The sequence below is a fragment of the Martinezella tropici genome (assembly GCF_003287875.1).
Lineage (GTDB): Bacteria > Pseudomonadota > Alphaproteobacteria > Rhizobiales > Rhizobiaceae > Rhizobium > Rhizobium tropici_C.
This window is the reverse complement of record NZ_QMKK01000038.1, coordinates 91,609-117,395: the sequence shown is the minus strand read 5'-3', so window position 1 is coordinate 117,395 and position 25,787 is coordinate 91,609. Positions and strand designations below refer to the sequence as shown.

Sequence of the window (25,787 nt, the reverse complement as noted above, 5' to 3'; positions counted from 1 at the left end):
TTACGGACACGGCAATATTCAAAGCGGGGCGCAGGCTTGCCGAAGATGCCCCCGCTTTGAATTTACGCGCCGTTATTATGCTTCATATCGGCGCAAGACAAGCGACGCATTCGTGCCGCCGAAACCAAAGGAGTTTGACAGCGCGACATTGATCTCGCGCTTGCGGGCCTTGTGCGGCACGAGATCGATAGCGGTCTCGCGTTCCGGATTATCCAGATTGAGCGTCGGCGGGGCAATATTGTCGCGAATGGCGAGCGTGGCGAAGATCGCTTCGATTGCGCCGGCTGCCCCGAGGAGATGGCCGGTCGCCGATTTGGTCGACGACATCGAGATCTTCGATGCGGCATTGCCGACCAGCCGTTCGACCGCGCCGAGTTCGATCGTATCGGCCATGGTCGACGTGCCGTGGGCATTGATGTAGTCGACATCCGCAGGGGTCAGACCGGCGCGCTTCAGAGCCGAAGTCATGCAGCGGAATGCGCCCTCGCCATCCTCGGACGGTGCGGTAATGTGATGGGCGTCACCGGAAAGACCGTAACCGACGACTTCGGCATAGATCTTGGCGCCGCGTGCCTTGGCGTGTTCCAATTCCTCGAGAACGACGATGCCGGCGCCCTCGCCCATGACGAAGCCGTCACGATCGCGATCATACGGGCGCGAGGCCTTCTGCGGCGTATCGTTGTACTCCGTCGACAGCGCCTTGCAGGCCGCAAAGCCTGCAAGCGAGATGCGGCAGACCGGAGCCTCGGCGCCGCCAGCGACCATCACGTCGGCATCGCCGAGCATGATCAGGCGAGCCGCATCGCCAATGGCGTGCGCACCGGTGGAGCATGCGGTGACGACGGCATGGTTCGGGCCGCGCAGCTTGTGGCGGATCGAGACCTGGCCGGAAACAAGATTGATGAGACGGCCGGGAATGAAGAACGGCGAGATGCGGCGCGGACCCTTGTCGCGCAGCGTATAGCCGGCTTCGACAATGCCTTCCAGGCCGCCGATGCCGGAACCGATCATGACGCCCGTGGCGATCTGATCCTCATCCGTTGCCGGGTGCCAATCGGCATCGGCCAGCGCCATATCAGCGGCTGCCATGCCATAGATGATGAAGGGATCGACCTTGCGCTGTTCCTTCGGCTCCATCCAATCGTCAGCGTTGAACGTGCCGTCGGTACCGTCGCCGACAGGAATGCGGCATGCGATCTTGGCCGCGAGGTCTTCGACCTCGAATTCAGTTACGAGGCGCGCCCCGTTATGTCCGGCGATCAAGCGCGACCAGGACACCTCCGTGCCACAGCCCAAAGGTGATACCATGCCGGTACCCGTGATAACGACACGTCTCATCTCCCGCAGACCCCCGTCTTTTTATGATGATATGCGTATAAGCCTGTTCCGACCGGCATAGCCGGACGAAATAGGGCGGACTCTTCAGCCCGCCCCTTCAAAAAGCGCGAAAGATTAGGCCTGGGCCTTCTCAATGAACTTTACCGCGTCACCGACCGTGAGGATCGAGTCAGCAGCGTCGTCGGGGATTTCAACGCCGAATTCTTCTTCGAAGGCCATGACCAGTTCGACGGTGTCGAGCGAGTCCGCACCCAGATCGTCGATGAAGCTTGCGCTTTCAACAACCTTGTCGGCGTCAACGCCAAGATGATCAACAACAATTTTCTTTACGCGTTCTGCGATATCGCTCATGTCGGTTTCCTCGACCTTATGTCCTGATGAGAATGCCTTGTGACATCCCTACCCTAATTCCAACCTGCAGCATCAGTCCTGACGCCGCTGGCAAACCCGTTCAACCCGGCATTGAGATCCGGTCCGGCGCCTTCAAAACGGCCCAGTCCGTCTGCATTTTCCGGACGACTGTTCACAGTCATGGCCCGCTTAACACGGTTTAAGTCCGTCGCAAAGCCAGAAAATAGCCGGCTCCGGGTTGCTCAACATGCTATTGGAGGGAAAGTTCCCTCCAATGAGCAATTCCTTTTAGATCATTGCCATGCCGCCGTTGACGTGGATCGTCTGACCCGTGACGTAGCTGGCTTCAGAGGAGGCAAGATAGGCGACGGCCGAGGCGACTTCCTCACCGGTGCCCATGCGCCTCATGGGAATGGCGCCCATGATCGCTTCCTTCTGCTTGTCGTTCAGCTTGCCCGTCATCGCACTTTCGATGAAGCCGGGGGCAACGCAGTTGACCGTGACGTTGCGGCTCGCGATTTCCTGCGCCAGCGACTTGGTGAAGCCGATCATGCCAGCCTTGGAGGCGCAGTAGTTCGCCTGTCCGGGATTACCGGTGACGCCGACGACGGAGGTGATGTTGATGATGCGGCCATAGCGGCGGCGCATCATCGGATGGGTCAGCTCGCGGGTCAGGCGGAAGACGGCGGTGAGATTGACTTCCAGCACGCTGTCCCAATCCTCGTCGCTCATGCGCACGAACAGACCGTCCTTGGTGATGCCGGCATTGTTGACGAGGATGTCGACGCCGCCGAGCTCCTCTTCCGCCTTGACGCCGAGCGCCTTCACCTCGTCGCGATCCGAGAGGTTCGCCGGGAAGATCTTGACGCGATCGCCGAGTTCGGAGGCCAGCGCCTCCAGCTTTTCGACGCGCGTTCCGTGCAGGCCGACGATTGCGCCCTGCTTGTGCAGGAGCCGGGCAATTTCTTCACCGATGCCGCCGGATGCGCCGGTTACCAGGGCCTTGCGGCCGGTCAAATCAAGCATGTGTGTCCCTCGTTTCCTAATCTATCAGCCGAGCAATGCGGCAAGCGCCGTGTCGATATCAGCGGCATTGTTGACGGCAATGCCGTTGACCGATTTATCTATACGACGAGCGAGGCCCGTCAGCACCTTGCCGGCGCCGATTTCATACAATGTCGTCACATTGTTGGCGGCGAACCATTCCACCGTCTCGCGCCAGCGCACCTGACCGGTGACCTGCTCAACAAGCAATTTGGCGATCTCGTCCGCATCAGTGACTGGAGCGGCCCGGACGTTGGCGATGACGGGCACCACCGGATTGGCCTTGGCGACGCCGGCAAGCGCCTCGCGCATCGCTTCGGCGGCCGGGGCCATCAAGGCAGAATGGAAGGGCGCGGAGACCGGCAGGAGGATCGCGCGCTTGGCACCCTTGGCAGTCGCAAGCTCGGCGGCCTTCTCGACCGGTGCTTTCTCGCCGGAAATGACGATCTGGCCGCCGCCATTGTCGTTGGCGATCTGGCAGGCGCCGAGCGCGGAGGCTTCGGCACAGACGGCGACGACATCGGCATGTTCAAGCCCGATGATCGCAGCCATGGCGCCGACGCCGACAGGGACTGCCGCCTGCATGGCGTTGCCGCGGATGCGCAGCAGACGCGCGGTATCGGCAAGCGAGAAGGTGCCTGCGGCACAGAGCGCGGAATATTCGCCGAGCGAATGGCCAGCGACATAGGCGACCTTGCTTTTCAGATCGAAGCCGCGGGCCTGCAGCACCCGGATGACGGCAAGCGACACCGCCATCAGTGCCGGCTGCGCATTGGCCGTCAGGGTCAGCTTGTCTTCCGGGCCGTTGAAGATGACGTCGGAGAGCTTTTCACCGAGCGCTTCATCGACTTCCTCGAAGACGGCGCGCGCCTCGGCGAAATTGTCGGCAAGGTCCTTGCCCATGCCGACGGCTTGGCTGCCCTGGCCGGGAAATGTGAAAGCAACAGTCATTATAAAGCGTCCTTTTGGGGGTCGTTTTGCTTCCCAATGACATTGTTTGCGCCGGAGTCAATAGCGCAAGCCCTTTGGCCAACGGCTTTTGCGCCTGCGAAACGCAATGATTTTTTTCTTGCGCTCGCTCAGATCGAGCCTAAATTTGCGCGACCTCATTCATCTTGACCTTCTTCCATCCCAAGGTTTTCCCATGAAATATAAGAGATTAGGCCGCACCGATATTTCCGTTTCGCAGATTTGCCTGGGCACGATGACCTGGGGCACGCAGAACAGCGAAGCCGAAGCCCATGAGCAGATGGACTATGCCGTTGATAAGGGCATCAATTTCTTCGATACCGCCGAAATGTATCCGACGACACCGGTCGGGCCGGAAACCCAAGGGCGCACGGAAGAGTATATCGGCAGCTGGTTCGAGAAGACCGGCAAGCGTAGGGATATCGTGCTCGCCACAAAAGTCGCCGGCCCTGGCCGTGAGTATCTGCGCGGCGGACAGGGCGCCGACGCCGTCAATATCCGCGCGGCGATCGACGCCAGCCTGAAGCGGCTGAGGACTGATTATATCGACCTCTATCAGGTTCACTGGCCGAACCGCGGCCATTTCCATTTCCGCCAGAACTGGCGCTACAACCCCTTCAACCAGGATCGCGAGAAAGTCATCGCCGAGATCACCGAGATCCTGGAGACGATGGGCGAGCTCGTAAAGGCCGGCAAGGTCCGTGCCGTCGGTCTCTCGAACGAGACCACCTGGGGGATCCAGAAATATCTGACGATTGCCGAGCAGAAGGGCCTGCCGCGCGTCGCCACCACGCAGAACGAATACAACCTCCTCTACCGCCATTTCGACCTCGATCTGGCTGAACTGTCGCATCACGAAGATGTCGGCCTGCTCGCCTATTCGCCGCTCGCCGGAGGTATCCTCACCGGCAAATATGTCGGCGGTGCCCGCCCGGCCGGCTCGCGCGGCTCGATCAATCTCGATATCGGCGGCCGCCTGCAGCCGCTGCAGGAACCGCCGGTCAAGGCGTATCTCGAAATCGCCGCCAAATACGGTATCGACCCGTCGAAGCTGGCGCTGGCCTACTGCCTCACCAAGCCCTTCATGGCTTCCGTCATCATCGGCGCGACGACGATGGCGCAGCTCGAAACCGATATTGCTTCAGCTTATGTGACGCTGCCGGAAGAGGCATTGGCCGAGATCGAGCAGGTGCACCGGAAATATCCGATGCCGATGTGAGGAGCGTGCTGGTCGGATTCAAAATGGGTAAGCGGGCAAGTTTGCCCGTTTATTCGGCCGTCGTGGTGGAAGCTCTGCAGCAGATTTCGCGAACGTAGTTGTTACCATAAGTAACGAAGGCGGTCGGAGGGATGGTTTTGGTATTAACCAAAGGCTGAAATACAAGGGAATTAACATCTCGCTCGTACGTCCCAACAATCGTGACGGCATAACTCCCCTGTACGGTTAAGTGAACTGCCATTGGAATAAATGACTGCTTGGCCAAAACCATTGCGGGCTCTAAAGATTTTTCAGTAGTTATTTCAATGTATTGCCTCCCAAGCTGTTTTTCTTCAAATTCACGCACCCATACCGACGTTTGGGGCATATAGCCGGTTTTTTTTGCCGATCAACACGCGATACCAGTCGCCGGTGCTCTTGAAAATCTGTAACTCGCTTCCATTCGCAAAAGCCGCAATCGTCTTGGAGCGGATATCCCGCCCGGCTTTTAATAGAGCCGAACCACTATCATCTTGAACAATGCCGTTTCTTGGGACAGGAACTTGCAGAAGCGGTGGCTTTTTGCTCAGCGTCTTTGACGTTATGCGTCCATCAGCAATCGGTGCCTGAGCTTTACCAGACGACGATTCGACCTCAGATTCATGAACTTCTTGAAACGAGACCGTCGTAACTCGAAACCGTGTCATTTCGCTCGATGACAGATAACGAATATCATTGCTGTCGTATTTTAGGGCAAGTTGCAGCAAACTAGGATCGACGCCCATTTCGTTCATATAGGAAATCACATCGGCGGTTTGCTGTTGAACGGCCGCAACGGCATCTTCGACATTCATTCCACTCGTATCGCTGAACGAGGATTTATGAACACCAATCGCACCCGGCTCGGCATAACGGGTAACCCCGCCAAGAAATGACAAGGAACAAGCCGAGGCGCATTCCGAGCCCCGGGCAGCCACGGTTTGAAGGCCTAGAGACCGGATCAGACGGCCAAACTCCATGGCCTTGTATACGTTTCCGCCGCCACTGAAGAAACTAACGGAAAACGCATGGCTGGAAAGAACTTCATTGCGAAATAAGGCCAAGTCATCGTCAGCTTCGAACTGACCGCTCACCATGATAAACTTGGAACCATCTTTCAAGCTATGCGCTTCGTAGCTTAATCTCGCTGCTGCATCTTGAGCGAGAAGGATGAGGCCCAAAGCAAGACCTGCCAAAGCAAAGTTTTTTCGCATTACTTTCACAACTCAGCCCCCAAATATCAGCCAGGTCATGAATTCCACAGGTCCCATCATTTCACAAGTCATGATTGCAGCGCATGTTTCAAGAGTTGCCCGGTTCCAAGGCCGACATGGAACGGGCCCAAATATCGCTAGGAATGTCCTGCCGACTGCCGCAAGCAACTATTGCTTCGTCTTCGGCGCAATCGCCAATTCGGAACCATAAGCCTCCTTCAATTCTTCCTGTCCTTGCATACGATCCGTAGACTTATGAAGCAGGATCGAGCGATAGCCTTCCGAACTCCGCCCTTCGATCAAGGTGACATCGGCGTTTCCTGGATTGTCCGAGCGCTCGAACCAATCGACTGGGTGATGCAGGAAGTTCATCTCGAAGGCCCGGTTGGTGACGCCGTGGCCGACGATGATGACATTGTTCCTGCCGTTTTCGGCATCATGCATGACGGTCTGCAGAAACAAGCGAACGCGCTGGGCGACATCGGCACGGCTCTCGCCATCCGGCGGACGCGCATAGAACTTGCCGTTATTATTGCGCAGTCTTGCCCATTTCTCGAACTCGTCGGGAAATTTCCGCCTCTGTTCGGCATGGTCGTAGATTTCGGTGAAGAGCCCGAAATCCTGCTCGCGCAGGAGATAATCCTCTCTGGTATCCCCGATGAGTTCGGCAGGCAGAACCTCAAGCAGGACATCCTTGCTCTGTCGCGTCCTCAGGAAGGGAGAATACCAGACGTTCAGCCTGCGCAATTCGGCTGGTGGCAGCCCTTTCAAATAGGCTGATATCGCCTGGCCTGCCTGCAGCACCTGCCGATGCCCCCACTCGGTCAGCGGAACATTGTGATCGCCGAACTGCCGATAGGCCCGGTCATCGATATTGCCGAGGGATTCGCCGTGCCGAACGAGAAAAATGCGCATGAACCGTCCCCGTTGCTGCAATTGGCATCCTATCATATGGGAGAGTGCGGCGGGTGCAACGCTGCGGCGACGGGAGCTCGCGATTTGTCCCGAGCATCGACGCCGCTTACGGGCAAAACGGCATAATTTCGCTCCTACCCTTGCCTTTCGGAGAAAAATCCGTATAAGCCGCCCTGTTCGCAACCCGGTCTTCTGGCTGGTGGCTGAACGGAGGGCCGGTTTCCGATAAGGGAATCGTTCGGAACGGAAGCGTTCCAGCCTCCCGTGTCTCCGCTCTCGACCGTCTCGGAAACGCTTTTCTTGCTTGGGTTTACCCTCTCAGGAGCAGTCGTTGAGGCTTAGCCGCCGAATATCGGGTTCAGACCAACGCAAGAAAGGCAAAGCTATCCATGGCTCTTTACGAACATGTATTCCTTGCCCGGCAGGATATTTCCGCTCAGCAGGTCGACGCCCTCGTAGAACAGTACAAGGGTGTCATCGAAGCTCACGGCGGTAAAGTCGGGCGTATCGAGAACTGGGGCCTCAAGTCCCTCACCTACCGCATCAAGAAGAACCGCAAGGCTCACTACGCCCTGATGGACATCGATGCTCCGGCCGCTGCGATCCAGGAAATGGAACGCCAGATGCGCATCAGCGAAGACGTTCTGCGTTACATGACGATCGCTGTCGAGAAGCACGAAGACGGCCCGTCGGCCATGATGCAGAAGCGCGACCGTGACGATCGTCCGCGCCGCGATGGCGACCGCCCGGAGCGCAGCTTCGGCGATCGTGGTCCGCGCCCGGATCGTGGTGACCGCGAAGACCGTCCGCGCCGTCCGCGCGAAGACCGCGTATAAGGAGATTTGAGAATGTCTGAAGTTTCCTCCGCACCCGTCCGCCGTCCGTTCCATCGCCGCCGCAAGACCTGCCCGTTCTCGGGCGCCAATGCGCCGCGCATCGACTACAAGGACGTTCGTCTCCTGCAGCGCTACATTTCCGAGCGCGGCAAGATCGTTCCGTCCCGCATCACGGCCGTTTCCCAGAAGAAGCAGCGCGAACTCGCCCAGGCGATCAAGCGCGCCCGTTTCCTCGGCCTGCTGCCCTACGTCGTCGCTTAATAGCGCCTGACGCAGAATGAATTTGAGGGAAGGCAGCGATGCCTTCCCTTCTCCCTTTCGCGATGGGCGCGGATCGGAACCTTGAAACCCCATGTTGGGGATAAGCTTTCAGGCCCGCGTGGCGAAGGCATCCTCTAACTGCTCGATACGAAGCAGGACAGCGACGTGAAAAAGTTGAACGCAAAAGAGCTTGGCATCGGCGCGCTCGCCGGTCTGACCGCCGCCCTACTCGTGTATGGCGCGACGGTGCAGCCATTGCTGTTCATCCTGTTCGGCGCACTTTCCGCTCTTCCGATCCTGATCGTCGGCCTTGGCTGGGGCAACATGGCCGTCATCGCTGCCGTCGTCGTTGCCGGGCTTGTCGGCACGATCGCGCAGTCGGTCTATTTCGGACTGTTCGTCGTCCTGTTGACGCTGATCCCCGCTTGGCTCAGCCATCTCGCCAATCTGGCGCGTCCCGCCTCCGAACTTGGAGGACCGGATAATCTGATGGCCTGGTATCCGCTCTCCGACATCATGCTGCACCTGTGCGGCCTCGCCGCCGTCGTCATCATCGTCGCCGGCGCGGTCATGGGCTACAACGCCGATCTCGTCGGCCAGGTCGTCGATCTCTACGTCAGGGCCGTGAACGAACAGCAGCCGGCGTTGCCGCTCGATCCCATAGCGATCCAGAAGACCAAGAGTCTCATGCTCTACGCGATCCCCGTCGCCTGGGGCATGATCTGGGTCATGATGCTGCTCGCCGCCTATTATGTCGCGACCCGCATCGTCGCGGCCTCCAGCCGCAATCTGCGCCCGCGCGAGGATATTCCCTCGGCGCTGCGCATGAACCGCAATGCGATCTTCGTCTTTCTCGTGGCGATCGTCGCCATCTTCTTCGGCGGCGTCCTGGCCCTCATCGCCGCCGCCGTTCTCGGTGCCTTCGGCGCGGGCTTCATCGTTTCCGGCTTTGCATCGTTGCATTACCGGACGCGCGGCAAGGACTGGCGCATACCCGTGCTGGTCATCTGCTACCTGATGTCCTTCCTGCTGACGCTGCCGCTCTTCATCGTTCTCGTTCTCGGCCTTTACGATATCCGCAAGGCGATATCGCTGACCCCGAACAAGAATGCCGATATATCCAAACAAGACACGAAAATCTGACATCGAAAGGAACAAGAAAATGGAAGTCATTCTTCTCGAACGCATCTCCAAGCTCGGCCAGATGGGCGAAACCGTCAAGGTTCGCGATGGCTTTGCCCGTAACTATCTGCTGCCGCTCGGCAAGGCGCTGCGCGCCAACGCCGCCAACAAGGCTCGTTTCGAAGCCGAGCGCGCCACGCTCGAAGCCCGTAACCTCGAGCGCAAGAGCGAAGCTCAGAAGGTTGCCGACGTTCTCGCCGGCAAGTCCTTCATCGTCGTTCGCTCGGCTGGCGAAACCGGCCAGCTCTACGGTTCGGTCGCTGCCCGTGACGTCGTCGAAATCCTCGCTGCAGAAGGCTTCAACATCGGCCGCAGCCAGGTTCACATGAACACGCCGATCAAGGCCATCGGCCTGCACAATGTCACGATCGGACTTCACGCCGAAGTCGAAATCACGATCGAGCTCAACGTTGCCCGCTCCGCCGAAGAAGCAGAGCGTCAGGCCAAGGGCGAAACCCTCACCTCCGCCGACGCCATCTACGGCGTTGACGAAGACGCGCTGCGTCCGGAAGACTTCTTCGATCCGGAAGCTGACCGCGACGGCGAAGACGAAGCTTGATCTTCAAGCCTTCGCAGGATTACGTATGAAGAAGCCTGGGTCTTGCGGCCCAGGCTTTTTTTGTTGGTTGGAACGTTTGGGCCATCCTCGCCCTTCGAGACTTCGCGCCTCAAGGTGAGGATGGAGCGCGCTACAGTATAAGGCTCAGCGCAATATGCCGCCCTGCACAGGACAAAGCGTGATATTCAGTCACCGTTCCTGGGCTCCGGCAACGGAGCGGAATCCTTGTCGATCGAAACGACGACGGACATGCCGGGCGCCAGCTGATCCGCCAGAGGCTGTCCATCCTCGATCTTGACCCTGACGCCGATACGCTGGGCGACCTTGGTGAAATTGCCCGTCGCGTTGTCTGGCTTGATGACGGCAAATTCGGAGCCCGCTGCCGGAGAGAAGCGCTGGATGCGGCCTTTGATCTCGCGATGCCCGAGCGCATCCACGGAGATCGTGGCGGGCTGATCGAGCTTCATGCCGTCAAGCTGCGTTTCCTTGAAATTGGCGATAACCCAAACGTCCTTCGGCACGAGGTTCATCAGCTGCGTGCCAGGCGTCACATACTGGCCGAGGCGGACGCCGACTTCACCGACGCGGCCATCCTGCGGCGCCCTGATCGTCGTATTGTCCAGATCGATACCGGCAAGCTGCACGGCAGCCTCCGCGCCGCTGACACCGGCTTCGAGCGACGCACGGTTGACAATGATCGTCGTCAGGTTCTGTTGGGAGACGTCGAGGCCTGCTTTCGCCTGGTTGAGCGAAGCCTGGGCCTGCTGCAATGTGGCCTGTGCCTGCTCGGAATCGCTTGTCGTCGAGACACCTCTGGAAACCAATGTCGTGACGCGATCGAAGGCAAGCTGGGCGCGCTTCAGGGCTGCGTTGGCGCTGTCGATCTGCGCCTGGCTTGAAACGATGCCGGCCTTGGCGGCCTGCTCCTGCTGCTGCGAATTGGCGAGTGCCGCCTTCTGTCCGTCCAGCGTTGCGCGCGCCTGCGCCACCTTCTGCTTGTAGATGCGGTCGTCGATCTGGGCGAGCACATCGCCCTCCTTGACGAGCTTGTAGTCCTTGATCGGCACGTCGGTGATATAGCCGCTGACCTGCGGGCTGATGGTGGTGACATAGCCTTTGACATAGGCGTCGTCCGTGGTCTCGACCGAGGTTTTGAACGGCGGCAGATGCCAGGCATAAAGCACCAGCATGACGCCGCCGATGCCGGCGAGAACCGCGATGACTTCGATGGGGGAGCGAACGAGCCTCGACATGGAGCTATTTCATATCCTCATGGGTTGGATGTCACGGCCTCAGCCCGATCGTCGGCCAGGCGAGCCCTGACGAAGCGGAAAAAGACATGGATTGAGAGGCCGGCAAGCGACAGGAAGGCGATTACGGCGGCAGTGAAGAAGGCGTCTCCATAGGCGAGCATGTTGGCCTCGCGGCTGACCTGTGCGCCGAGCAGCGCTACCCCCTCTCCCTTCAGAAGCATGCTGTCACCAATGACTTTGCCATAGGAGGATGAAAGCTGGCTGACGCGTGCGGCCACATGCGGATCGGTCAGCAGCACGCGCTCGGTCAACACCGCGGAATGGAACTTCTCGCGAATGATGATCAGCGTGCCGTAGAAGGCCGAGCCGATGAGGCCGCCGATGCTCTGCGTGAAGGTGAAGACGACGAAGAAGGTCACCAGATAGGGCGGTCCCTTGGATATAGCCTCCTTGAAGCCTTGCGACATGGAGGGCGGCAGGAACAGGGCCGCGCCGCCCGCGACCAGCGCCTGACTGAAATACATCTGCTCGGGCCGCGTGAGGTTCGTCACCTGCGAATCCATCAGAGAACCCACGCCCATCAGAATGAGGGCGACGAACTGGATCTGCCAGCTGAAGCCATAGCTCATGAACACGGTGCAGATGAGGCCGCCGATGATCGAGAAGGCGAGGATGATCCAGTACAGAATGGAGAGCTGATCGTAGAGCAGCCCGACGGCATTCTGATAGAAGGTCATGATGACCGAGGTCTGCTCGGCGGCAATGATGCGGAAGACCAGAAGGATCGCCGTCAGATGGAGAATTTCCGGCCGCAGCAGCCAGCGAACGTCGATCAAAGGCGTCGACCGCCTCAGTTCGACGACGATGGCGACGGTCAGTGACGTGATGGCAATCGCCAGGACGACCCCGAGCCATGGCACCTCCAGCCACCAATAGAGGCGCCCGACCGACAGGGCGACGGCAAGACAGCCGAAACCGATCGCCACGAGAAGATAGCTGAAGATATCGCCCAGCACGATGACCTTGACGCGCGGCGGCGGTGTCAGCGGCAGCAGATAAATGATCGGCATGACAAGCAGCGCCAGCGCCATCTCAAGCGTATAGAGGCCGCGCCATTCGCCATAATCCAGCAGCGAGGGCGACACGAGGCGGGTGATGGGAGCAGCAAGCAGCGTGTTCATCATCGCCAGGCTGACTCCGATCGTCATCTTCTTGGCCGGCTCGAAGGCCTCCAGCATATAAAGAAAGCCGAGCGTCGAGAGCGGCGCGCCGGCAATCCCGCTCAGGAAGCGGACGACGATCGCAGAATGCAGGTCGGAGACGAAGAGATTGAGCAGCGAGGCGAGCACGAAGCCGAGAATGCTGACCTCGGCGAAATTGCGCACGCCATATTGAAGGCGGATCTTCACCAGTGCGATGGCGAGGCTGACATTGGGCGCCATATAAGCGGCAGAGAGCCATGCGGATTCGGTGGTCGTTGCCGCGATGGTTCCCTGGATCTGCGTAAGGTTGGCAAAGGCGAGATTGAGACCCAGGCCCTGGGTCAGAAAGAACATGACGGATGCCGCAATGTAGAGCGGCACTTTCCAGCCCGGCATAGGCGGTGGAGCGGGCGGGACGGCGTTGGCTTCCGCTTTGGCGACCGGGCCCGGATCCCCGCTCATGCATTACCTCATGATTTACCGATATTCTGAAGATTGGCAGTCATGGCACGAATAACCTTGAGCGCCATGCCGACATCGTCGTCCGAAATCCCCTCCAAGATATCCGCGCGCACACTGGTGGCAAGAGCCTCGACCTCGGCAGCAACGACTTTTCCGGATTCCGTCATGAAGATCTGCTTGGCGCGGCGATCGGATACCGCGGCACGGCGCTCGATGAAGTTCTGCGCCTCCATGGCATCGAGGATGCGCACGAGCGTCGGCGTTTCAAGCTCCAGCTCGTCGGCAAGTTCCCGTTGGTTGATGCCGTCCCGGCGGGAGAGTTTGCGAAAAACCCTGGCGCGGGAAAGAGTCATGCCGCGCTCGCGAACGAGCGCGTCAAAGGCCGCCCTCAGCTTGCGATTGAACGCAAAAAGGTCGTCGAAAAGCTCTTGTCTTGATGGCGCACCGGACATTATTGCAACTTTATACTATTAGCATCCTACCCTAATTAATAGGGAATAACCGGATTTCCATAGCTTTTCAAGCATGATAGCCGCAACGATTGATGTACACGGCGAAAGACCCAGCTAAAATACCCCCACTGATGGTTTGCTTACGTGATTCGTGTGTCGATCATTGCGTTGCAAAATGGCGACAAAGGATTTTTTACGTGGTGGAAACTTGTCCCTGTGGACGAGTGGAACAACGTTGATAGGTCGAACCTATTTATCTCCCTTGGCGCGCCGGCAAGCTTTGCTTGGTTGACCATGACACCGGATCGTCGCAAACCAGTCGACACCCTAAAGTACGAAGAGATGGAAAATGAACGAAGCTGCGCGCAAGCTCGCCGCCATTGCTCCCGCCGACCAGCACTATCGCGAAGCGCCCAACAACATAGAGGCGGAACAGGCTCTTCTCGGCGCCATCCTCGTCAATAACGATGCCTATTACCGCGTCTCCGACTTTCTGAAGCCCATCCATCTCTACGAGCCGCTGCACCGGAAGATCTTCGAGGTCGCCGGCGACATCATCCGCATGGGCAAGACAGCCAACCCGGTCACCATCAAGAACTTCCTGCCGGCGGAGGAAAAGGTTGGCGACATGACGGTCGCGCAATATCTCGCGCGTCTCGCCGTCGAAGCCGTGTCGATCATCAATGCGGAAGACTACGGCCGCGCCATCTACGACCTGGCGCTGCGCCGGGCGCTGATCACGATCGGCGAAGACATGGTCAATATCGCCTATGACGCGCCGCTCGACATGCCGCCGCAGACGCAGATCGAGGATACTGAGCGCCGATTGTTCGAGCTTGCAGAAAACGGCCGCTACGACGGCGGCTTCCAGTCGTTCAATGATGCTGTGGCACTGGCGATCGACATGGCGGCCGTTGCCAAGGAGCGTGACGGCGGCCTCTCCGGCATCTCCACCGGCATCCACTCGCTCGACAGCAAGATGGGCGGCCTGCAGCGCTCCGACTTGATCATCCTTGCAGGTCGTCCCGGCATGGGTAAGACCTCGCTTGCCACCAACATCGCCTATAATATTGCCGCCGCCTACGAGGGCGAGGTGCAGCCTGATGGCTCGATGAAGGCGAAGAACGGCGGTGTCGTCGGCTTCTACTCGCTGGAAATGTCGTCGGAACAGCTCGCCACGCGTATCATCTCCGAGCAGACGGAGGTCTCCTCATCGAAGATCCGCCGCGGCGACATCAACGATGCCGATTTCGAAAAGCTGGTGGCCTGCTCGATGATGATGCAGAAGGTGCCGCTCTATATCGACCAGACGGGTGGTATCTCCATCGCCCAGCTCGCAGCCCGCGCGCGTCGCCTGAAACGCCAGCGCGGCCTCGACGTTCTGGTCGTCGACTACGTACAGCTCATGACCGGCTCGAAGAAGTCGGGCGAGAACCGCGTTCAGGAAATCACCGAGATCACCACCGGCCTGAAGGCGCTCGGCAAGGAGCTCAACGTTCCGATCGTGGCACTCTCCCAGCTCTCGCGTGCGGTCGAAAGCCGCGACGACAAGCGGCCGCAGCTTTCGGACCTGCGCGAATCCGGCTCGATCGAGCAGGATGCCGACGTGGTGCTCTTCGTGTTCCGCGAGGAATATTACGTGAAAAACCAGGAGCCCCGCGATCCGAACGATCCGAAATATGCGGAATGGGAAGCGCTGTTCGACCGCGTGAAGGGCACGGCCGATGTCATCATCGCCAAGCAGCGTCACGGGCCGACGGGCACGGTGAAGCTGGCCTTCCAGTCGGAATTCACCCGCTTTGCCGACCTCGCCGACCCGTCTTTCACGCAGTACGAAGAACATTGACGCCTGCCGCGTCAATGTTCCGCCGGGACGGGAACCGCTTCGCACTTTCCCCGGATCCGCTTCAGAGTCCCGCGGCCCGCAGCAAAGCCACCGTCGCAACGCCGACGACAACGCTTGCCAGCAACGGCAAGCGGCGGGAGACGATGGCGGTGACCGCGCAGGCCAGCGTCTCCGCCCAGCCGGTAGCAAACGCTGTCGGGGCAATGACAGCCATCAGCACGGCCGGTGGAATGGCTTCGATTGCGGTTCGCCTGCGCTCGTCAATCCTAACGTAGCGAATCAAGACGAGACCGCCAACACGGGTGAAGATCGTTGCGGCAGCCATGGCAAGGATGGCAAGCAGCGTGTTGAGATCGAGCGTCATGCCGTCTGCTCCCGCGCCCTGCCTTTCCAGAAAGCCATTGCCAGTCCTGCCAGCGCACCGGCTGCAATATGCCAGACACCAGGCACGAACTGGTGGACGGCAACGGCTGCAATTCCGCTTGCGGCAAGTACCGCGCCGGTTTCCGGTCCTTTCCAGAAGCCCATGACCAGCACGATGAAGACGGCCGGAAAGGCGAAGTCGAGACCGATGACGGCGGGATCGCCGAGAAAGGCGCCAAGCAATGCACCCGCAAGCGACGAGCCGATCCATGCCAAGTAGAAGGGCGTGACGATGCCCGCATACCAGGCGGGCGTGAGCCGCATCGTGCCCGCGCGGAATTCCGCCATGGCCCAAATCTCATCGGCGAGAAACAGCATGGCGAGATAGCGCTTGATGCCGGAGAAAGACTGCATCTTCGTGCCGATCGAAGCGCTCATCAGCAGATGCCTCACATTGACGAGCAGGGCCGCAAAGCCGACGCCGATCCAGCTTGCGGGATGTGTCCAGATATCCATCGCCACGAATTGCGAGCCGCCAGCGAAGACCAGCGCGCTCATCAGCATGGCCTCCAACGGCGAAAGCCCCTTGGTCGCCGAAATCGCGCCGAACACGAGGCCGATCGGCAGGACGGCGACGATCAGCGGAAAAATGGCACGCATCCCGGCTTTGAATTCGCCGGCCGGCCGGCTCTGCTGCAACATTGGCAACCTCCACTTCAACAATGATGGAGAGGTAGCCGACGGCAGCGGGCGCTGTATTGAACGAAAGTGATCAGAGTTCCATCCGGAATCCGCAATGCGTTTTCAATATCCGCAGAGAAGCGAAAATGCGCTATGTTCCTATTTCCCAGCGCATTCCGGACGGAAAACCGCTGCGCACTTTTCCTGGAAATGCGCTAGCCGACGCGGAACTGGCCCGGAGTGACGCCGGTGCGCGATTTGAAGTGGCGCGTGAAATGCGCCTGATCGGCGAAACCGCATTCCATGGCGACATCGGCCGGCATGCGGCCTTCCCTGAGCAATCGGCGGGCAACGATTATGCGCCGGTCGGTCAGAAAGGCATGGGGCGTAATATGATACTCCCTGCGGAAAGCGCGGATCAGATGTGCGCGGCTTAGCCCCGCGACCTTGGCCAACTCCTCCAATCCGACATCGCTGTCGAAATTCTCAGTGAGATAATCGCGGGCACGCGCGACGGCGCTACGCTCCTTGGTATCGACGGGAAGGACGATCGTGCTGCCGTAGCGCGCAAAGAGCGCCGCCAGCACCGAGAACATGCCTTCATCGGATTCCAGCGCGCCGGCGCCACTCTCGAGTGTGCGATGCGCCTTGTGGAAGGCGCTGGCAAGCTGCGGATCGCGCAACAACGAACTGGCGAAAGAGGGCGTCGCATTGAAGGCTTTGCCCGTGACGTCTTCCAGAATATCGACGAAAAGGTTCGTGTCCGGGTAGATCATACGGTAGCGATAGCCTTCGCCGCCCGGAACGCCGTCATGCACTACTCCAGGATTGATCATATAGAGATCGCCCGGTCCAGCTTCTTCCCGACTGCCGAGCAGCGTGGTGATCTGGCTGCCTCTTTCAATCGTCCCGATGCTGAAGGTGTCGTGCGCATGCGGCGCATATTCATGCGTCACGAAGCTTGCGCTCAGGCATTCCATGTCGTGAAAGCGACCGTCTCGCCAGAAGCGAGTCGATTCCACCTTGGCAAGCGGCATGGCGTCAGCCGCCTCTTTCTGTGAAACGTTCTGCATCCCCGAAGATTAGCGCGCCGGCTCCCGCGCGTCTTGAACAAAAGTGATCGCATGTGGGAAAGGCTGGTATCTGCCCGTGCGCGCTTTCTCTTTGCCACGATGCTCTCTAAAGTGCCCTGAACAACTTCCCTTTCATCGCGGCGATTCATGACAGATTTTTCCCTCCCCTTCGAAGACGACGATGCTTTCGCTTCCGCCGGCCTGCGTCTGACGGTCGATCTCGGCGCCCTCGTCGAAAACTGGCGCGAACTGGCTCGCCGTTCGGGGAAAGCCCGCACGTCAGCCGTCGTCAAGGCAGATGCTTACGGGCTCGGGATCGAGGATGTCGGTGAAACGCTTTATGGCGCTGGGGCGCGCGATTTCTTCGTTGCCACCGCCGACGAAGGCGCGACACTGCGGCTCTATGCGCCTGAGGCGCGCATCTTCGTTCTGGGCGGCATCTGGCCGGGCATGGAGCGTCGGTTTTTCGAGAACGACCTTGTGCCCGTCATCGCTTCGGAAGAGCAGCTGACTTTCTGGATGGCGGTGCTATCTGAGTATGGCGACTATCCTTGTGCGCTGCAGGTCGACACCGGCTTCAACCGGCTCGGCCTGCCGATGGATGATGCGATTGCACTCGCCGATGACGTCTCCCGCCCGGCAAGCTTTGCGCCTGTTCTCGTGATGAGCCATCTCGCCTGCGGCGACGATCCGTCCAATGCGATGAACAGGCAGCAGCTCGAGGCCTTCCGCAAGGTCAGCGCCGCCTTCGAAGGCATCGAGGCGAGCCTTGCCAATTCGGCCGGGATCTTTCTCGGGCCGGATTATCATTTCGATCTCACCCGCCCCGGTATCGCTACCTATGGCGGCGAGGCGGTTCCCGGCATGGCCAATCAGATGCGCCCGGTGGCGACGGCGGAGGCGCGGATCATCCAGACCCGCTCGGTCAAGGCAGGCGAGACGGTGGGGTATGGCCGTGCACTGCAATTGACCCGCGACAGCCGGCTGGCGATCGTCTCGGCAGGCTACGCCGACGGCTACATGCGCAGCCAGTCGAGCGCGGGCGTGCCGCTGCGCCAGACCGGCATCCCAGGCGGTCATGGCTTCATCGCCGGCCATAAGGTGCCCGTTGCCGGCCGCATCACCATGGACCTGACCATCTTCGATGTCACCGACCTGCCGGGAAACCTGGTCAGAGCCGGTGACTATGTCGAGCTTTTCGGCAGCAACATCTCCGTCGATGAGGCCGCAAAGGCTGCGGGGACCATCGGCTACGAGATGCTGACCAGCATGGGGCTGCGGCACGAGCGCCGGTATATCTCGGAAGAGGCCGAGGAATAGCCCTGCTACTCCTCAGAATATTTAGAGCGTGATGCCGAAAAGTGTATGCGGTTTTCGGACGGCATCACGCTCTACTTCTTTGATTCTAGAGCGGATTCAGATTTTAGGTCGACTCGACCTAAATCCGGCTCTAGCGGGCGCTGATCGCCAGCCGGACGCCAAGAGCCACGAACAGCGTGCCGAGACCGCGGTCGAGCCACAGGCCGAGGCTGCGATTGCGCCGAAGCGTTTCGCTCAGTCGGCTGCCGAGCAGGATCAACGGAGGCTCGATGAAGGCGGCGACGACGATGATCAGGCTGCCATGCAGCAAGAGCTGCGCCCAGACCGGGCCAGCGCCTTCGACGACGAATTGCGGCAGGAAGGCCAGGAAGAAAATCGCGACTTTCGGGTTGAGCAGCGAGACCATGATGCCCTGCCGATAGATGCGACTGAAGGGCAAGGTCTTGCCGGCCTCCTTGATCCAGGCTCCCTCGCCTTTCGAGCGCAGCGCCTGAATGCCGAGCCAGATCAGATAGGCAGCACCGACCCATTTGACCGCCGAGAAGGCCAGCGCGGAAGCAGCAAGGATCGCTGAAAGGCCGGCGGCCGCCATCAGCACATGCAGGCATGCGCCGCTCCAGATGCCGAACAGCGCGGCAAAGCCGGAGCGCATATCGCTTCTGATCGTGTGACCAAGAATGAAGGCGATATCCGGCCCCGGCGACAGATTAAGGAGAATTGCAGCGGTCAGAAAGCCCATCCAGTGCGCAAGCGAATAGTCAAACATCGATCATCATCCATAAAACCCGGCATAAAAGCTGACACGATCGCCGTTGATACGGAAATCATTAGTTTTGATGGGCCGAGAAAGACATTATCTGTCAGCCGAGCGCGATTCGTCGCGGAAAGCAACGCATTCGAAGTTTGAGAACCGCATCCCATGGCCAAAGCCCGCACACAATTCATCTGCCAGAACTGCGGCACGGTCCATAATCGCTGGGCCGGCAAGTGCGACAACTGCGGCGCATGGAACACCATCGTCGAGGAAGATCCGCTGGGCGGGATCGGCGGCGGCCCGGCCAAGACGCCGCGGAAGGGCAAGCCGGTCACGCTGACCACGCTTTCCGGCGAGATAGAGGAAGCGCCGCGCATCCATACCGGCATATCCGAGCTCGACCGCGCGACAGGCGGCGGCTTCGTTCGCGGCTCGGCCGTTCTCGTCGGCGGCGATCCCGGCATCGGCAAGTCGACGCTACTGATGCAGGCGGCTGCCGCCCTCGCCCGGCAAGGACACAAGATCGTCTATGTCTCCGGCGAAGAGGCCGTGGCGCAAGTTCGTCTGCGCGCTCAGCGGCTGAAGGCTGCCGATACGGAAGTGTTGCTCGCCGCCGAAACCAATGTCGAGGATATTCTGGCGACGCTCGCGGAAGGCAAGCGGCCGGATCTCGTCATCATCGACTCCATTCAGACGCTGTGGAGCGAGCTTGCCGAATCCGCACCCGGCACGGTGACACAGGTGCGCACCGGCGTGCAGGCGATGATCCGCTTCGCCAAGCAGACGGGAACTGCGATGGTGCTGGTCGGCCACGTCACGAAAGACGGCCAGATCGCCGGACCGCGCGTCGTCGAGCATATGGTCGATGCCGTCCTCTATTTCGAAGGCGACCGCGGCCATCATTACCGCATCCTGCGCACGGTGAAGAACCGCTTCGGCCCGACCGACGAAATCGGCGTGTTCGAAATGTCCGACGCCGGCCTGCGCGACGTGCCCAATCCATCCGAGCTCTTTCTCGGCGAGCGCAATGAAAAATCGCCGGGTGCGGCCGTCTTTGCCGGCATCGAGGGCACGCGCCCGGTGCTGGTCGAGGTGCAGGCGCTGGTCGCGCCGACATCGCTCGGCACGCCGCGCCGCGCCATCGTCGGTTGGGATTCGGCGCGTCTTTCGATGATTCTCGCCGTTCTGGAAGCGCATTGCGGCGTCAGGCTCGGCCAGCACGATGTTTATCTCAATATTGCCGGCGGCTACCGCATTTCCGAGCCGGCTGCTGACCTCGCCGTCGCTTCTGCACTGGTTTCCTCCTTGGCCGGTCTTGCCCTGCCCGCCGATTGCGTCTATTTCGGCGAAGTCAGCCTGTCGGGCGCCGTCCGGCCGGTTGCGCACACCGCCCAGCGCCTCAAGGAAGCCGAGAAGCTGGGATTTTCCCGGGCTGTCCTGCCTGCCGCTTCCGCCGATCTACCGAAGGTCAACGGCGGACGCTGGAGCGAGATCGACAGCCTGCCGGATCTGGTGGCGCGCATTGCCGGATCGAAAGGTGCGCTCAAGCGCGCGGAAGACGAAGACTGAGCCTTACTTCAGCCGTTCTTGGCGAAGAAGAGGCTCATGAATTGAGGCCGATGCCGACCATGAGGTTCGGCAAGTCTTGAAGTGGATTATAAATGCCCATTACGATTTTCGACGGTATTGTTATCGGCGTTCTTCTCTTCTCCGCCGTTCTGGCCATGGTTCGCGGTTTTTCGCGCGAAATACTATCGATCGTCAGCTGGGGTGGGTCGGCGGTCGCCGCCTACTATCTTTATCCGCTGCTCGTTCCCTATGCCCTGCAGTACAAGGCCGATACCAAGATCGCAACGATCGCGTCTGCCGCCGTCATCTTCCTGCTGGCGCTGATCATCATCTCCTTCATCACCATCCGGATTGCCGATTTCATCATCGACAGCCGCATCGGCGCGCTCGACCGGACGCTCGGCTTCCTCTTCGGCGCGGCCCGCGGTCTGCTCCTGATGGTGGTCGTCGTCGCCTTCTGGAACTGGCTGGTGGCCCCAGCTGCCCGTCCGGACTGGGTCAACAACGCCAAGTCCAAACCTTTCCTGGATTCGATGGTCGAAAAGCTGAAGTCGGCGCTTCCTGAAAATGTCCAGGCCATGCTGCCGCCCGAGATCATCAACAAGATTGCGCCGAACCAGCAGCAACAGCAGCAGCAGGGAGGTGGCGACAACGCCGCGCCGAATGATACCGCGCCGTCGGATGACGCGCCCGCGCCGCAGACAAACAATTGACAGTGCGTTTACAGGCTTGACCTGCCGCCCGAGAATCGCCATTTGAGCGGCGTGACGATAGAAGATCCGGCCCGATATTTTTTCCGGCCGGATTTTAAGTTATTTTAATGGTCACTTGTGACGCCGCCCCGATCCGTCTACGTTGAGAGCAAAGGCCCGCAGCCATGAACCATTCCGTTTCCATCGAGGACGATATCGACGGCGATACGCTGCATGAAGAATGCGGTGTCTTCGGCATTCTGGGACATCCGGATGCGGCGACGCTGACGGCGCTCGGCCTGCACGCGCTGCAGCATCGCGGCCAGGAGGCGGCCGGCATCGTTTCCTTCGATGGCCAGCGCTTCCATTCGGAACGGCGGATGGGTCTGGTCGGCGACCACTATACCGACCCTGCCACGCTCGCCCGCCTCCCCGGCGACCGCTCGATCGGCCATGTACGCTATTCGACCACCGGCGAAACGATCCTGCGCAATGTCCAGCCGCTGTTTGCCGAGCTGGAAGTCGGCGGCATCGCGATTGCCCACAACGGCAATTTTACCAACGGCCTGACTATGCGCCGGCAGCTGATCGCCGATGGCGCCATCTGTCAGTCGACTTCGGATACCGAAGTCGTGCTGCATCTCATCGCCCGCTCCAAGCAGGCCTCCTCCTCCGACCGCTTCATCGATGCCATCAGGCAGATGGAAGGCGGCTATTCGATGCTCGCCATGACGCGCACGAAGCTGATCGCCGCCCGAGACCCCATCGGCATCCGGCCGCTGGTCATGGGCGAACTCGACGGCAAGCCGATCTTCTGCTCGGAAACCTGTGCGCTCGACATCATCGGCGCGAAATACGTCCGCGACGTCGAAAACGGCGAAGTCATCATCTGCGAGATTCAGCCTGATGGTTCGATCACCATCGACGCCCGCAAGCCGGAAGTTTCCCGCCCCGAGCGTCTTTGCCTGTTCGAATACGTCTATTTCGCCCGTCCCGATTCCGTTGTCGGCGGCCGTAACGTCTATGTCGCCCGCAAGAACATGGGCATCAATCTCGCCAGGGAAGCGCCTGTCGCGGCCGATGTGGTCGTGCCGGTTCCGGACGGCGGCACGCCCGCCGCCATCGGCTATGCGCAGGCAAGCGGCATTCCCTTCGAGCTCGGCATCATCCGCAACCATTATGTCGGCCGCACCTTCATCGAGCCCACGCAGCAGATTCGTGCCTTCGGCGTCAAGCTCAAGCATTCCGCCAACCGCGCCATCATCGAGGGCAAGCGCGTCGTGCTGATCGACGATTCCATCGTGCGCGGGACGACGTCCGTGAAGATCGTGCAGATGATCCGCGATGCCGGCGCCAGCGAGGTGCATATCCGCGTCGCCAGCCCGATGATCTTCCATCCGGATTTCTACGGTATCGACACGCCCGATGCCGACAAGCTGTTGGCAAACCAGTACACGAGCCTGAAGGCCATGTGCGAGTATATCGGCGCGGATTCGCTGGAGTTCCTGTCCATCGACGGCCTTTACCAGGCTGTCGGCGGCGAGCCCCGCAACAATGCGCAGCCGCAGTTCACCGACCATTATTTCACAGGCGATTATCCGACCCGCCTGCTCGACAAGGAAAGCACCAGCAACGTGCGCAAGCTTTCCGTTCTCGCCAGCAACGGCTGAGCCAAGGATTGACAGGGGCATTTTGCCCCTTTTCTCTTCCATGCATTCGGATCAGGACAGAATGAGCGTCAATCTCAAGGACAAGATCGCCCTCGTGACGGGCGCATCGCGCGGCATTGGTTATTTCACCGCATTGGAGCTGGCCGAGGCCGGCGCGCATGTGATCGCCTGCGCCCGCACCGTCGGCGGCCTTGAGGAGCTCGACGACGCCATCAAGGCTGCCGGCGGCTCGGCAACTCTCGTTCCTTTCGACCTTGCAGACATGAATGCCATCGACGCGCTCGGCGCTTCGATCTACGAGCGCTGGGGCAAACTCGATATTCTCGTCGCCAATGCTGGCGTCCTCGGCGTGATCTCGCCGATCGGCCATGTCGAAGCCAAGGTATTCGAGAAGGTGATGACCATCAACGTCACCGCCACCTGGCGGCTGATCCGCTCGGTCGAGCCGCTGCTGATGCGTTCCGATGCCGGACGCGCCGTCATCCTGTCATCGGCTGCCGCCCATCGCTGCCGGCCTTTCTGGGGCCCTTATTCCGCATCAAAGGCTGCCGTCGAGGCTCTGGCGCGAACCTGGGCAGGTGAAACGCAGAGCACGCCGCTACGCATCACCAGTGTCGATCCGGGCGCCACCCGCACCGCCATGCGCGCTCAGGCCATGCCAGGCGAAGATCCAGATACGCTGCCGCATCCCCGCGACGTTGCCCAGGCGATCCTGCCGCTCACCGGCCCCGACGTCACCGAGACCGGCAAGCTCTTCATCGTGCGCGAGAACAAGCTCGTCGACTACCGGATGCCGGAATAAAAACACCGCCCTCCGATACCGGAGAGGAAGTGTTCCCACTTGACCAAATTCTTCCGGCGCGCGATAAAGTCGCCCATGAAAACGGTTATCTGCATTATCTGCCGGAAGATTATTCGCTAGCGCTTCGCTGGCCTGGCCGTTTTCGTCTCCCAAAATCCAAGATGACAAACGTCCGGCCTGCCGGTGACGGTATTTTTTCGGATTTATGCCTTGGGAGAGTGATATGGCCGCCGAGCCGCAATTGAAGTTCTACAACACGCTGACGCGCGAAAAGGTCGATTTCCAGCCGATCGATCGCGGCAATGTCCGCATGTATGTCTGCGGCCCCACGGTCTATGATTTCGCCCATATCGGCAATGCCCGCCCGGCGATCGTGTTCGATGTGCTGTTTCGGCTGCTGCGGCACGTCTACGGCGAGAGCCACGTCACCTATGTCCGCAACATTACCGACGTCGACGACAAGATCAACGCGCGTGCGCTACGCGATCATCCCGGCCTGCCGCTGAACGAGGCGATCCGCCTTGTCACGGAGAAGACCGAGCGGCAGTATCGCGAGGATACGACGGCACTCGGCTGCATGGAGCCGACCGTGCAGCCGCGTGCGACCGACAATATCGCTGAGATGATTACGATCATCGAGACCCTGATCGCCAAGGGGCATGCATATCGGGCAGCCGGTGAAGTGCTGTTCGATACCAAGTCGATGACCGATTACGGTCAGCTCTCGAAGCGCAATCTCGACGAACAGCAAGCAGGCGCCCGCGTGGCCGTGGACGAACACAAGAAGAGCCCCGGCGATTTCGTGCTGTGGAAGCTGTCGGACGAGAACGAGCCAGGCTGGGAAAGCCCCTGGGGCCGCGGCCGTCCGGGCTGGCATATCGAGTGCTCGGCCATGAGCGGGCGCTATCTCGGCGATGTCTTCGACATTCACGGTGGCGGTCTCGATCTGATTTTTCCGCATCATGAGAACGAAATCGCGCAATCGCGTTGCGCGCACGGCACGCATGCCATGGCGAATGTCTGGATGCATAACGGCTTCGTGCAGGTCGAAGGCCGCAAGATGTCGAAATCGGAAGGCAATTTCGTCACCATCCACGAGCTGCTGCAGACGGAAAAGCTCGGCGGCCGGACATGGCCGGGCGAGGTCCTCAGGCTTGCCATGCTGATGACGCATTATCGCGAGCCGATCGACTTTTCCGTCAAGCGCCTCGAGGAAGCCGAACGGCTGATCGCCAAATGGCCAACGGGGGATGCCAGCGGTGCCGCGCCGGATCAGACGGTCCTTGCCGCTCTCGGCGACGATCTCAATACCGTCGCCGCCATTCAGGCGCTGCATGCCCTGGCACAGGCCGCCAATGCCGACGCCAACCTCCTGCCGGTGTTCGCGGCCAGCGCCGGTCTTCTCGGCCTGCTGCCGAAGAAGACGGAGATTGACGAAGCCGTGGTCGCGGAGATCGATGCCAAGGTGCGCCAGCGTCTGGAGCTGCTGAAGGCGAAGAACTTCGCCGAGGCCGACAAGCTTCGCGAGGAGCTGACGGCCATGGGCATCCAGCTCAAGGACGGCAAGGATGCGGTGACAGGCGAGCGGACCACAAGCTGGGAGATCAAGCGGTGAGTCTGGTTACCCCCACGCATACTCCAGTCCCACCGAAGATCCGCAGCAGATCGTGCCGTGTCGATCCGGCTATCCAGCCACCAGCATCCCGATCACGATACCTCGAGCTGGCCATAGGAGAAGCGTC

The 25,787-nt window shown here is 60.2% G+C and carries 25 protein-coding genes; 12 read left to right on the top strand and 13 right to left on the bottom strand.

Going from position 1 to position 25,787, the window contains the following annotated elements; genetic code table 11:
* Positions 1-75: 75 nt before the first annotated feature.
* The 4 genes from fabF to fabD all read right to left on the bottom strand — a co-directional run bounded on the left by fabF (position 76) and on the right by fabD (position 3,684).
* Complete coding sequence (gene fabF / locus DQ393_RS15985) at positions 76-1,338, bottom strand: beta-ketoacyl-ACP synthase II (RefSeq protein WP_112342738.1); 1,263 nt, start codon at positions 1,336-1,338, stop codon at positions 76-78.
* Positions 1,339-1,452: 114 nt separating this feature from the next.
* Complete coding sequence (locus DQ393_RS15980; protein WP_004122114.1) at positions 1,453-1,689, bottom strand: acyl carrier protein; 237 nt, start codon at positions 1,687-1,689, stop codon at positions 1,453-1,455.
* A 288-nt stretch (positions 1,690-1,977) separates the two neighbouring features.
* The gene (gene fabG / locus DQ393_RS15975; RefSeq protein ID WP_112342737.1) at positions 1,978-2,715 is read right to left on the bottom strand and encodes a 3-oxoacyl-[acyl-carrier-protein] reductase; all 738 of its coding nucleotides are present in this window, start codon (positions 2,713-2,715) and stop codon (positions 1,978-1,980) included.
* Positions 2,716-2,739: 24 nt separating this feature from the next.
* Positions 2,740-3,684 carry an ACP S-malonyltransferase gene (gene fabD / locus DQ393_RS15970; RefSeq protein WP_112342736.1) on the bottom strand — a complete coding sequence of 315 codons (945 nt, stop codon included), beginning with the start codon at positions 3,682-3,684 and terminating at the stop codon, positions 2,740-2,742.
* A 193-nt stretch (positions 3,685-3,877) separates the two neighbouring features.
* Here fabD and DQ393_RS15965 point away from each other — a divergent pair, with 193 nt between their 5' ends.
* Positions 3,878-4,921: an aldo/keto reductase gene (locus DQ393_RS15965; protein ID WP_112342769.1), complete on the top strand. Its 1,044-nt coding sequence runs from the start codon at positions 3,878-3,880 to the stop codon at positions 4,919-4,921.
* Positions 4,922-5,259: 338 nt separating this feature from the next.
* Here the strand turns inward: DQ393_RS15965 and DQ393_RS15960 are convergent, their stop codons facing one another.
* Positions 5,260-6,162: a hypothetical protein gene (locus DQ393_RS15960; RefSeq protein ID WP_181592365.1), complete on the bottom strand. Its 903-nt coding sequence runs from the start codon at positions 6,160-6,162 to the stop codon at positions 5,260-5,262.
* A gap of 159 nt (positions 6,163-6,321) precedes the next feature.
* Entirely contained in the window at positions 6,322-7,068 is a 747-nt protein-coding gene (locus DQ393_RS15955) for a histidine phosphatase family protein (protein WP_112342735.1), read from the bottom strand.
* A gap of 389 nt (positions 7,069-7,457) precedes the next feature.
* On the opposite strand from DQ393_RS15955, the gene rpsF reads away from it, so the two are divergent.
* From rpsF to rplI, 4 genes are all read left to right on the top strand, one after another.
* Positions 7,458-7,904, top strand: coding sequence for a 30S ribosomal protein S6 (gene rpsF, locus DQ393_RS15950; protein ID WP_015339354.1), 447 nt, complete (start codon positions 7,458-7,460; stop codon positions 7,902-7,904).
* Positions 7,905-7,916: 12 nt separating this feature from the next.
* Entirely contained in the window at positions 7,917-8,165 is a 249-nt protein-coding gene (gene rpsR / locus DQ393_RS15945; protein WP_004122103.1) for a 30S ribosomal protein S18, read from the top strand.
* 165 nt (positions 8,166-8,330) lie between these two features.
* A complete protein-coding gene (locus DQ393_RS15940) occupies positions 8,331-9,308 on the top strand; it encodes a DUF2232 domain-containing protein (protein WP_112342734.1) in 978 nt (325 codons plus the stop codon).
* Positions 9,309-9,327: 19 nt separating this feature from the next.
* Complete coding sequence (gene rplI / locus DQ393_RS15935; RefSeq protein WP_112342733.1) at positions 9,328-9,906, top strand: 50S ribosomal protein L9; 579 nt, start codon at positions 9,328-9,330, stop codon at positions 9,904-9,906.
* Positions 9,907-10,091: 185 nt separating this feature from the next.
* Here rplI and DQ393_RS15930 read toward each other — a convergent pair whose 3' ends face one another.
* The 3 genes from DQ393_RS15930 to DQ393_RS15920 are packed head-to-tail and all read right to left on the bottom strand — an operon-like array spanning position 10,092 to position 13,275.
* Positions 10,092-11,159 (bottom strand): HlyD family secretion protein, encoded by a 1,068-nt coding sequence (locus DQ393_RS15930; protein WP_112342732.1) that lies wholly within the window; start codon positions 11,157-11,159, stop codon positions 10,092-10,094.
* A 17-nt stretch (positions 11,160-11,176) separates the two neighbouring features.
* Positions 11,177-12,823 (bottom strand): MFS transporter, encoded by a 1,647-nt coding sequence (locus DQ393_RS15925; protein WP_112342731.1) that lies wholly within the window; start codon positions 12,821-12,823, stop codon positions 11,177-11,179.
* 8 nt (positions 12,824-12,831) lie between these two features.
* Positions 12,832-13,275, bottom strand: a complete 444-nt coding sequence (locus DQ393_RS15920) for a MarR family winged helix-turn-helix transcriptional regulator (RefSeq protein WP_112342730.1) — start codon at positions 13,273-13,275, stop codon at positions 12,832-12,834.
* Positions 13,276-13,624: 349 nt separating this feature from the next.
* Here DQ393_RS15920 and DQ393_RS15915 point away from each other — a divergent pair, with 349 nt between their 5' ends.
* Entirely contained in the window at positions 13,625-15,121 is a 1,497-nt protein-coding gene (locus tag DQ393_RS15915) for a replicative DNA helicase (RefSeq protein WP_112342729.1), read from the top strand.
* A 61-nt stretch (positions 15,122-15,182) separates the two neighbouring features.
* Here DQ393_RS15915 and DQ393_RS15910 read toward each other — a convergent pair whose 3' ends face one another.
* From DQ393_RS15910 to DQ393_RS15900, 3 genes are all read right to left on the bottom strand, one after another.
* Positions 15,183-15,485: an AzlD family protein gene (locus tag DQ393_RS15910; protein WP_112342728.1), complete on the bottom strand. Its 303-nt coding sequence runs from the start codon at positions 15,483-15,485 to the stop codon at positions 15,183-15,185.
* A complete protein-coding gene (locus DQ393_RS15905; protein WP_112342727.1) occupies positions 15,482-16,186 on the bottom strand; it encodes an AzlC family ABC transporter permease in 705 nt (234 codons plus the stop codon). The genes DQ393_RS15910 and DQ393_RS15905 overlap by 4 nt, the downstream gene beginning before the upstream one ends.
* 194 nt (positions 16,187-16,380) lie before the next feature.
* On the bottom strand, positions 16,381-17,202 hold the full coding sequence (locus tag DQ393_RS15900; protein WP_112342768.1) for an AraC family transcriptional regulator: 822 nt from the start codon (positions 17,200-17,202) through the stop codon (positions 16,381-16,383).
* Between the two features lie 183 nt (positions 17,203-17,385).
* Here DQ393_RS15900 and alr point away from each other — a divergent pair, with 183 nt between their 5' ends.
* The gene (alr, locus tag DQ393_RS15895) at positions 17,386-18,558 is read left to right on the top strand and encodes an alanine racemase (RefSeq protein ID WP_112342726.1); all 1,173 of its coding nucleotides are present in this window, start codon (positions 17,386-17,388) and stop codon (positions 18,556-18,558) included.
* 130 nt (positions 18,559-18,688) lie between these two features.
* Here alr and DQ393_RS15890 read toward each other — a convergent pair whose 3' ends face one another.
* Entirely contained in the window at positions 18,689-19,324 is a 636-nt protein-coding gene (locus DQ393_RS15890; protein WP_112342725.1) for a LysE family translocator, read from the bottom strand.
* Positions 19,325-19,477: 153 nt separating this feature from the next.
* Here DQ393_RS15890 and radA point away from each other — a divergent pair, with 153 nt between their 5' ends.
* The 5 genes from radA (at position 19,478) to cysS (ending at position 25,660) form a co-directional block, all read left to right on the top strand.
* Entirely contained in the window at positions 19,478-20,881 is a 1,404-nt protein-coding gene (radA, locus tag DQ393_RS15885) for a DNA repair protein RadA (protein ID WP_112342724.1), read from the top strand.
* Positions 20,882-20,973: 92 nt separating this feature from the next.
* Entirely contained in the window at positions 20,974-21,594 is a 621-nt protein-coding gene (locus tag DQ393_RS15880) for a CvpA family protein (RefSeq protein WP_112342723.1), read from the top strand.
* Between the two features lie 164 nt (positions 21,595-21,758).
* On the top strand, positions 21,759-23,243 hold the full coding sequence (gene purF, locus DQ393_RS15875; RefSeq protein WP_112342722.1) for an amidophosphoribosyltransferase: 1,485 nt from the start codon (positions 21,759-21,761) through the stop codon (positions 23,241-23,243).
* Between the two features lie 61 nt (positions 23,244-23,304).
* The gene (locus DQ393_RS15870; RefSeq protein WP_112342767.1) at positions 23,305-24,045 is read left to right on the top strand and encodes an SDR family NAD(P)-dependent oxidoreductase; all 741 of its coding nucleotides are present in this window, start codon (positions 23,305-23,307) and stop codon (positions 24,043-24,045) included.
* Between the two features lie 223 nt (positions 24,046-24,268).
* On the top strand, positions 24,269-25,660 hold the full coding sequence (gene cysS / locus DQ393_RS15865; protein ID WP_112342721.1) for a cysteine--tRNA ligase: 1,392 nt from the start codon (positions 24,269-24,271) through the stop codon (positions 25,658-25,660).
* Positions 25,661-25,787: the final 127 nt, after the last annotated feature.

Bases quoted from the DNA above. Each gene is read 5' to 3' on its own strand.
- fabF (WP_112342738.1), bottom strand. From the start codon at position 1,338: ATGAGACGTGTCGTTATCACGGGTACCGGCATGGTATCACCTTTGGGC.
- DQ393_RS15980 (WP_004122114.1), bottom strand. From the start codon at position 1,689: ATGAGCGATATCGCAGAACGCGTAAAGAAAATTGTTGTTGATCATCTT.
- fabG (WP_112342737.1), bottom strand. From the start codon at position 2,715: ATGCTTGATTTGACCGGCCGCAAGGCCCTGGTAACCGGCGCATCCGGC.
- fabD (WP_112342736.1), bottom strand. From the start codon at position 3,684: ATGACTGTTGCTTTCACATTTCCCGGCCAGGGCAGCCAAGCCGTCGGC.
- DQ393_RS15965 (WP_112342769.1), top strand. From the start codon at position 3,878: ATGAAATATAAGAGATTAGGCCGCACCGATATTTCCGTTTCGCAGATT.
- DQ393_RS15955 (WP_112342735.1), bottom strand. From the start codon at position 7,068: ATGCGCATTTTTCTCGTTCGGCACGGCGAATCCCTCGGCAATATCGAT.
- rpsF (WP_015339354.1), top strand. From the start codon at position 7,458: ATGGCTCTTTACGAACATGTATTCCTTGCCCGGCAGGATATTTCCGCT.
- rpsR (WP_004122103.1), top strand. From the start codon at position 7,917: ATGTCTGAAGTTTCCTCCGCACCCGTCCGCCGTCCGTTCCATCGCCGC.
- rplI (WP_112342733.1), top strand. From the start codon at position 9,328: ATGGAAGTCATTCTTCTCGAACGCATCTCCAAGCTCGGCCAGATGGGC.
- DQ393_RS15930 (WP_112342732.1), bottom strand. From the start codon at position 11,159: ATGTCGAGGCTCGTTCGCTCCCCCATCGAAGTCATCGCGGTTCTCGCC.
- DQ393_RS15925 (WP_112342731.1), bottom strand. From the start codon at position 12,823: ATGAGCGGGGATCCGGGCCCGGTCGCCAAAGCGGAAGCCAACGCCGTC.
- DQ393_RS15920 (WP_112342730.1), bottom strand. From the start codon at position 13,275: ATGTCCGGTGCGCCATCAAGACAAGAGCTTTTCGACGACCTTTTTGCG.
- DQ393_RS15915 (WP_112342729.1), top strand. From the start codon at position 13,625: ATGAACGAAGCTGCGCGCAAGCTCGCCGCCATTGCTCCCGCCGACCAG.
- DQ393_RS15910 (WP_112342728.1), bottom strand. From the start codon at position 15,485: ATGACGCTCGATCTCAACACGCTGCTTGCCATCCTTGCCATGGCTGCC.
- DQ393_RS15905 (WP_112342727.1), bottom strand. From the start codon at position 16,186: ATGTTGCAGCAGAGCCGGCCGGCCGGCGAATTCAAAGCCGGGATGCGT.
- DQ393_RS15900 (WP_112342768.1), bottom strand. From the start codon at position 17,202: ATGCCGCTTGCCAAGGTGGAATCGACTCGCTTCTGGCGAGACGGTCGC.
- alr (WP_112342726.1), top strand. From the start codon at position 17,386: ATGACAGATTTTTCCCTCCCCTTCGAAGACGACGATGCTTTCGCTTCC.
- DQ393_RS15890 (WP_112342725.1), bottom strand. From the start codon at position 19,324: ATGTTTGACTATTCGCTTGCGCACTGGATGGGCTTTCTGACCGCTGCA.
- radA (WP_112342724.1), top strand. From the start codon at position 19,478: ATGGCCAAAGCCCGCACACAATTCATCTGCCAGAACTGCGGCACGGTC.
- DQ393_RS15880 (WP_112342723.1), top strand. From the start codon at position 20,974: ATGCCCATTACGATTTTCGACGGTATTGTTATCGGCGTTCTTCTCTTC.
- purF (WP_112342722.1), top strand. From the start codon at position 21,759: ATGAACCATTCCGTTTCCATCGAGGACGATATCGACGGCGATACGCTG.
- DQ393_RS15870 (WP_112342767.1), top strand. From the start codon at position 23,305: ATGAGCGTCAATCTCAAGGACAAGATCGCCCTCGTGACGGGCGCATCG.
- cysS (WP_112342721.1), top strand. From the start codon at position 24,269: ATGGCCGCCGAGCCGCAATTGAAGTTCTACAACACGCTGACGCGCGAA.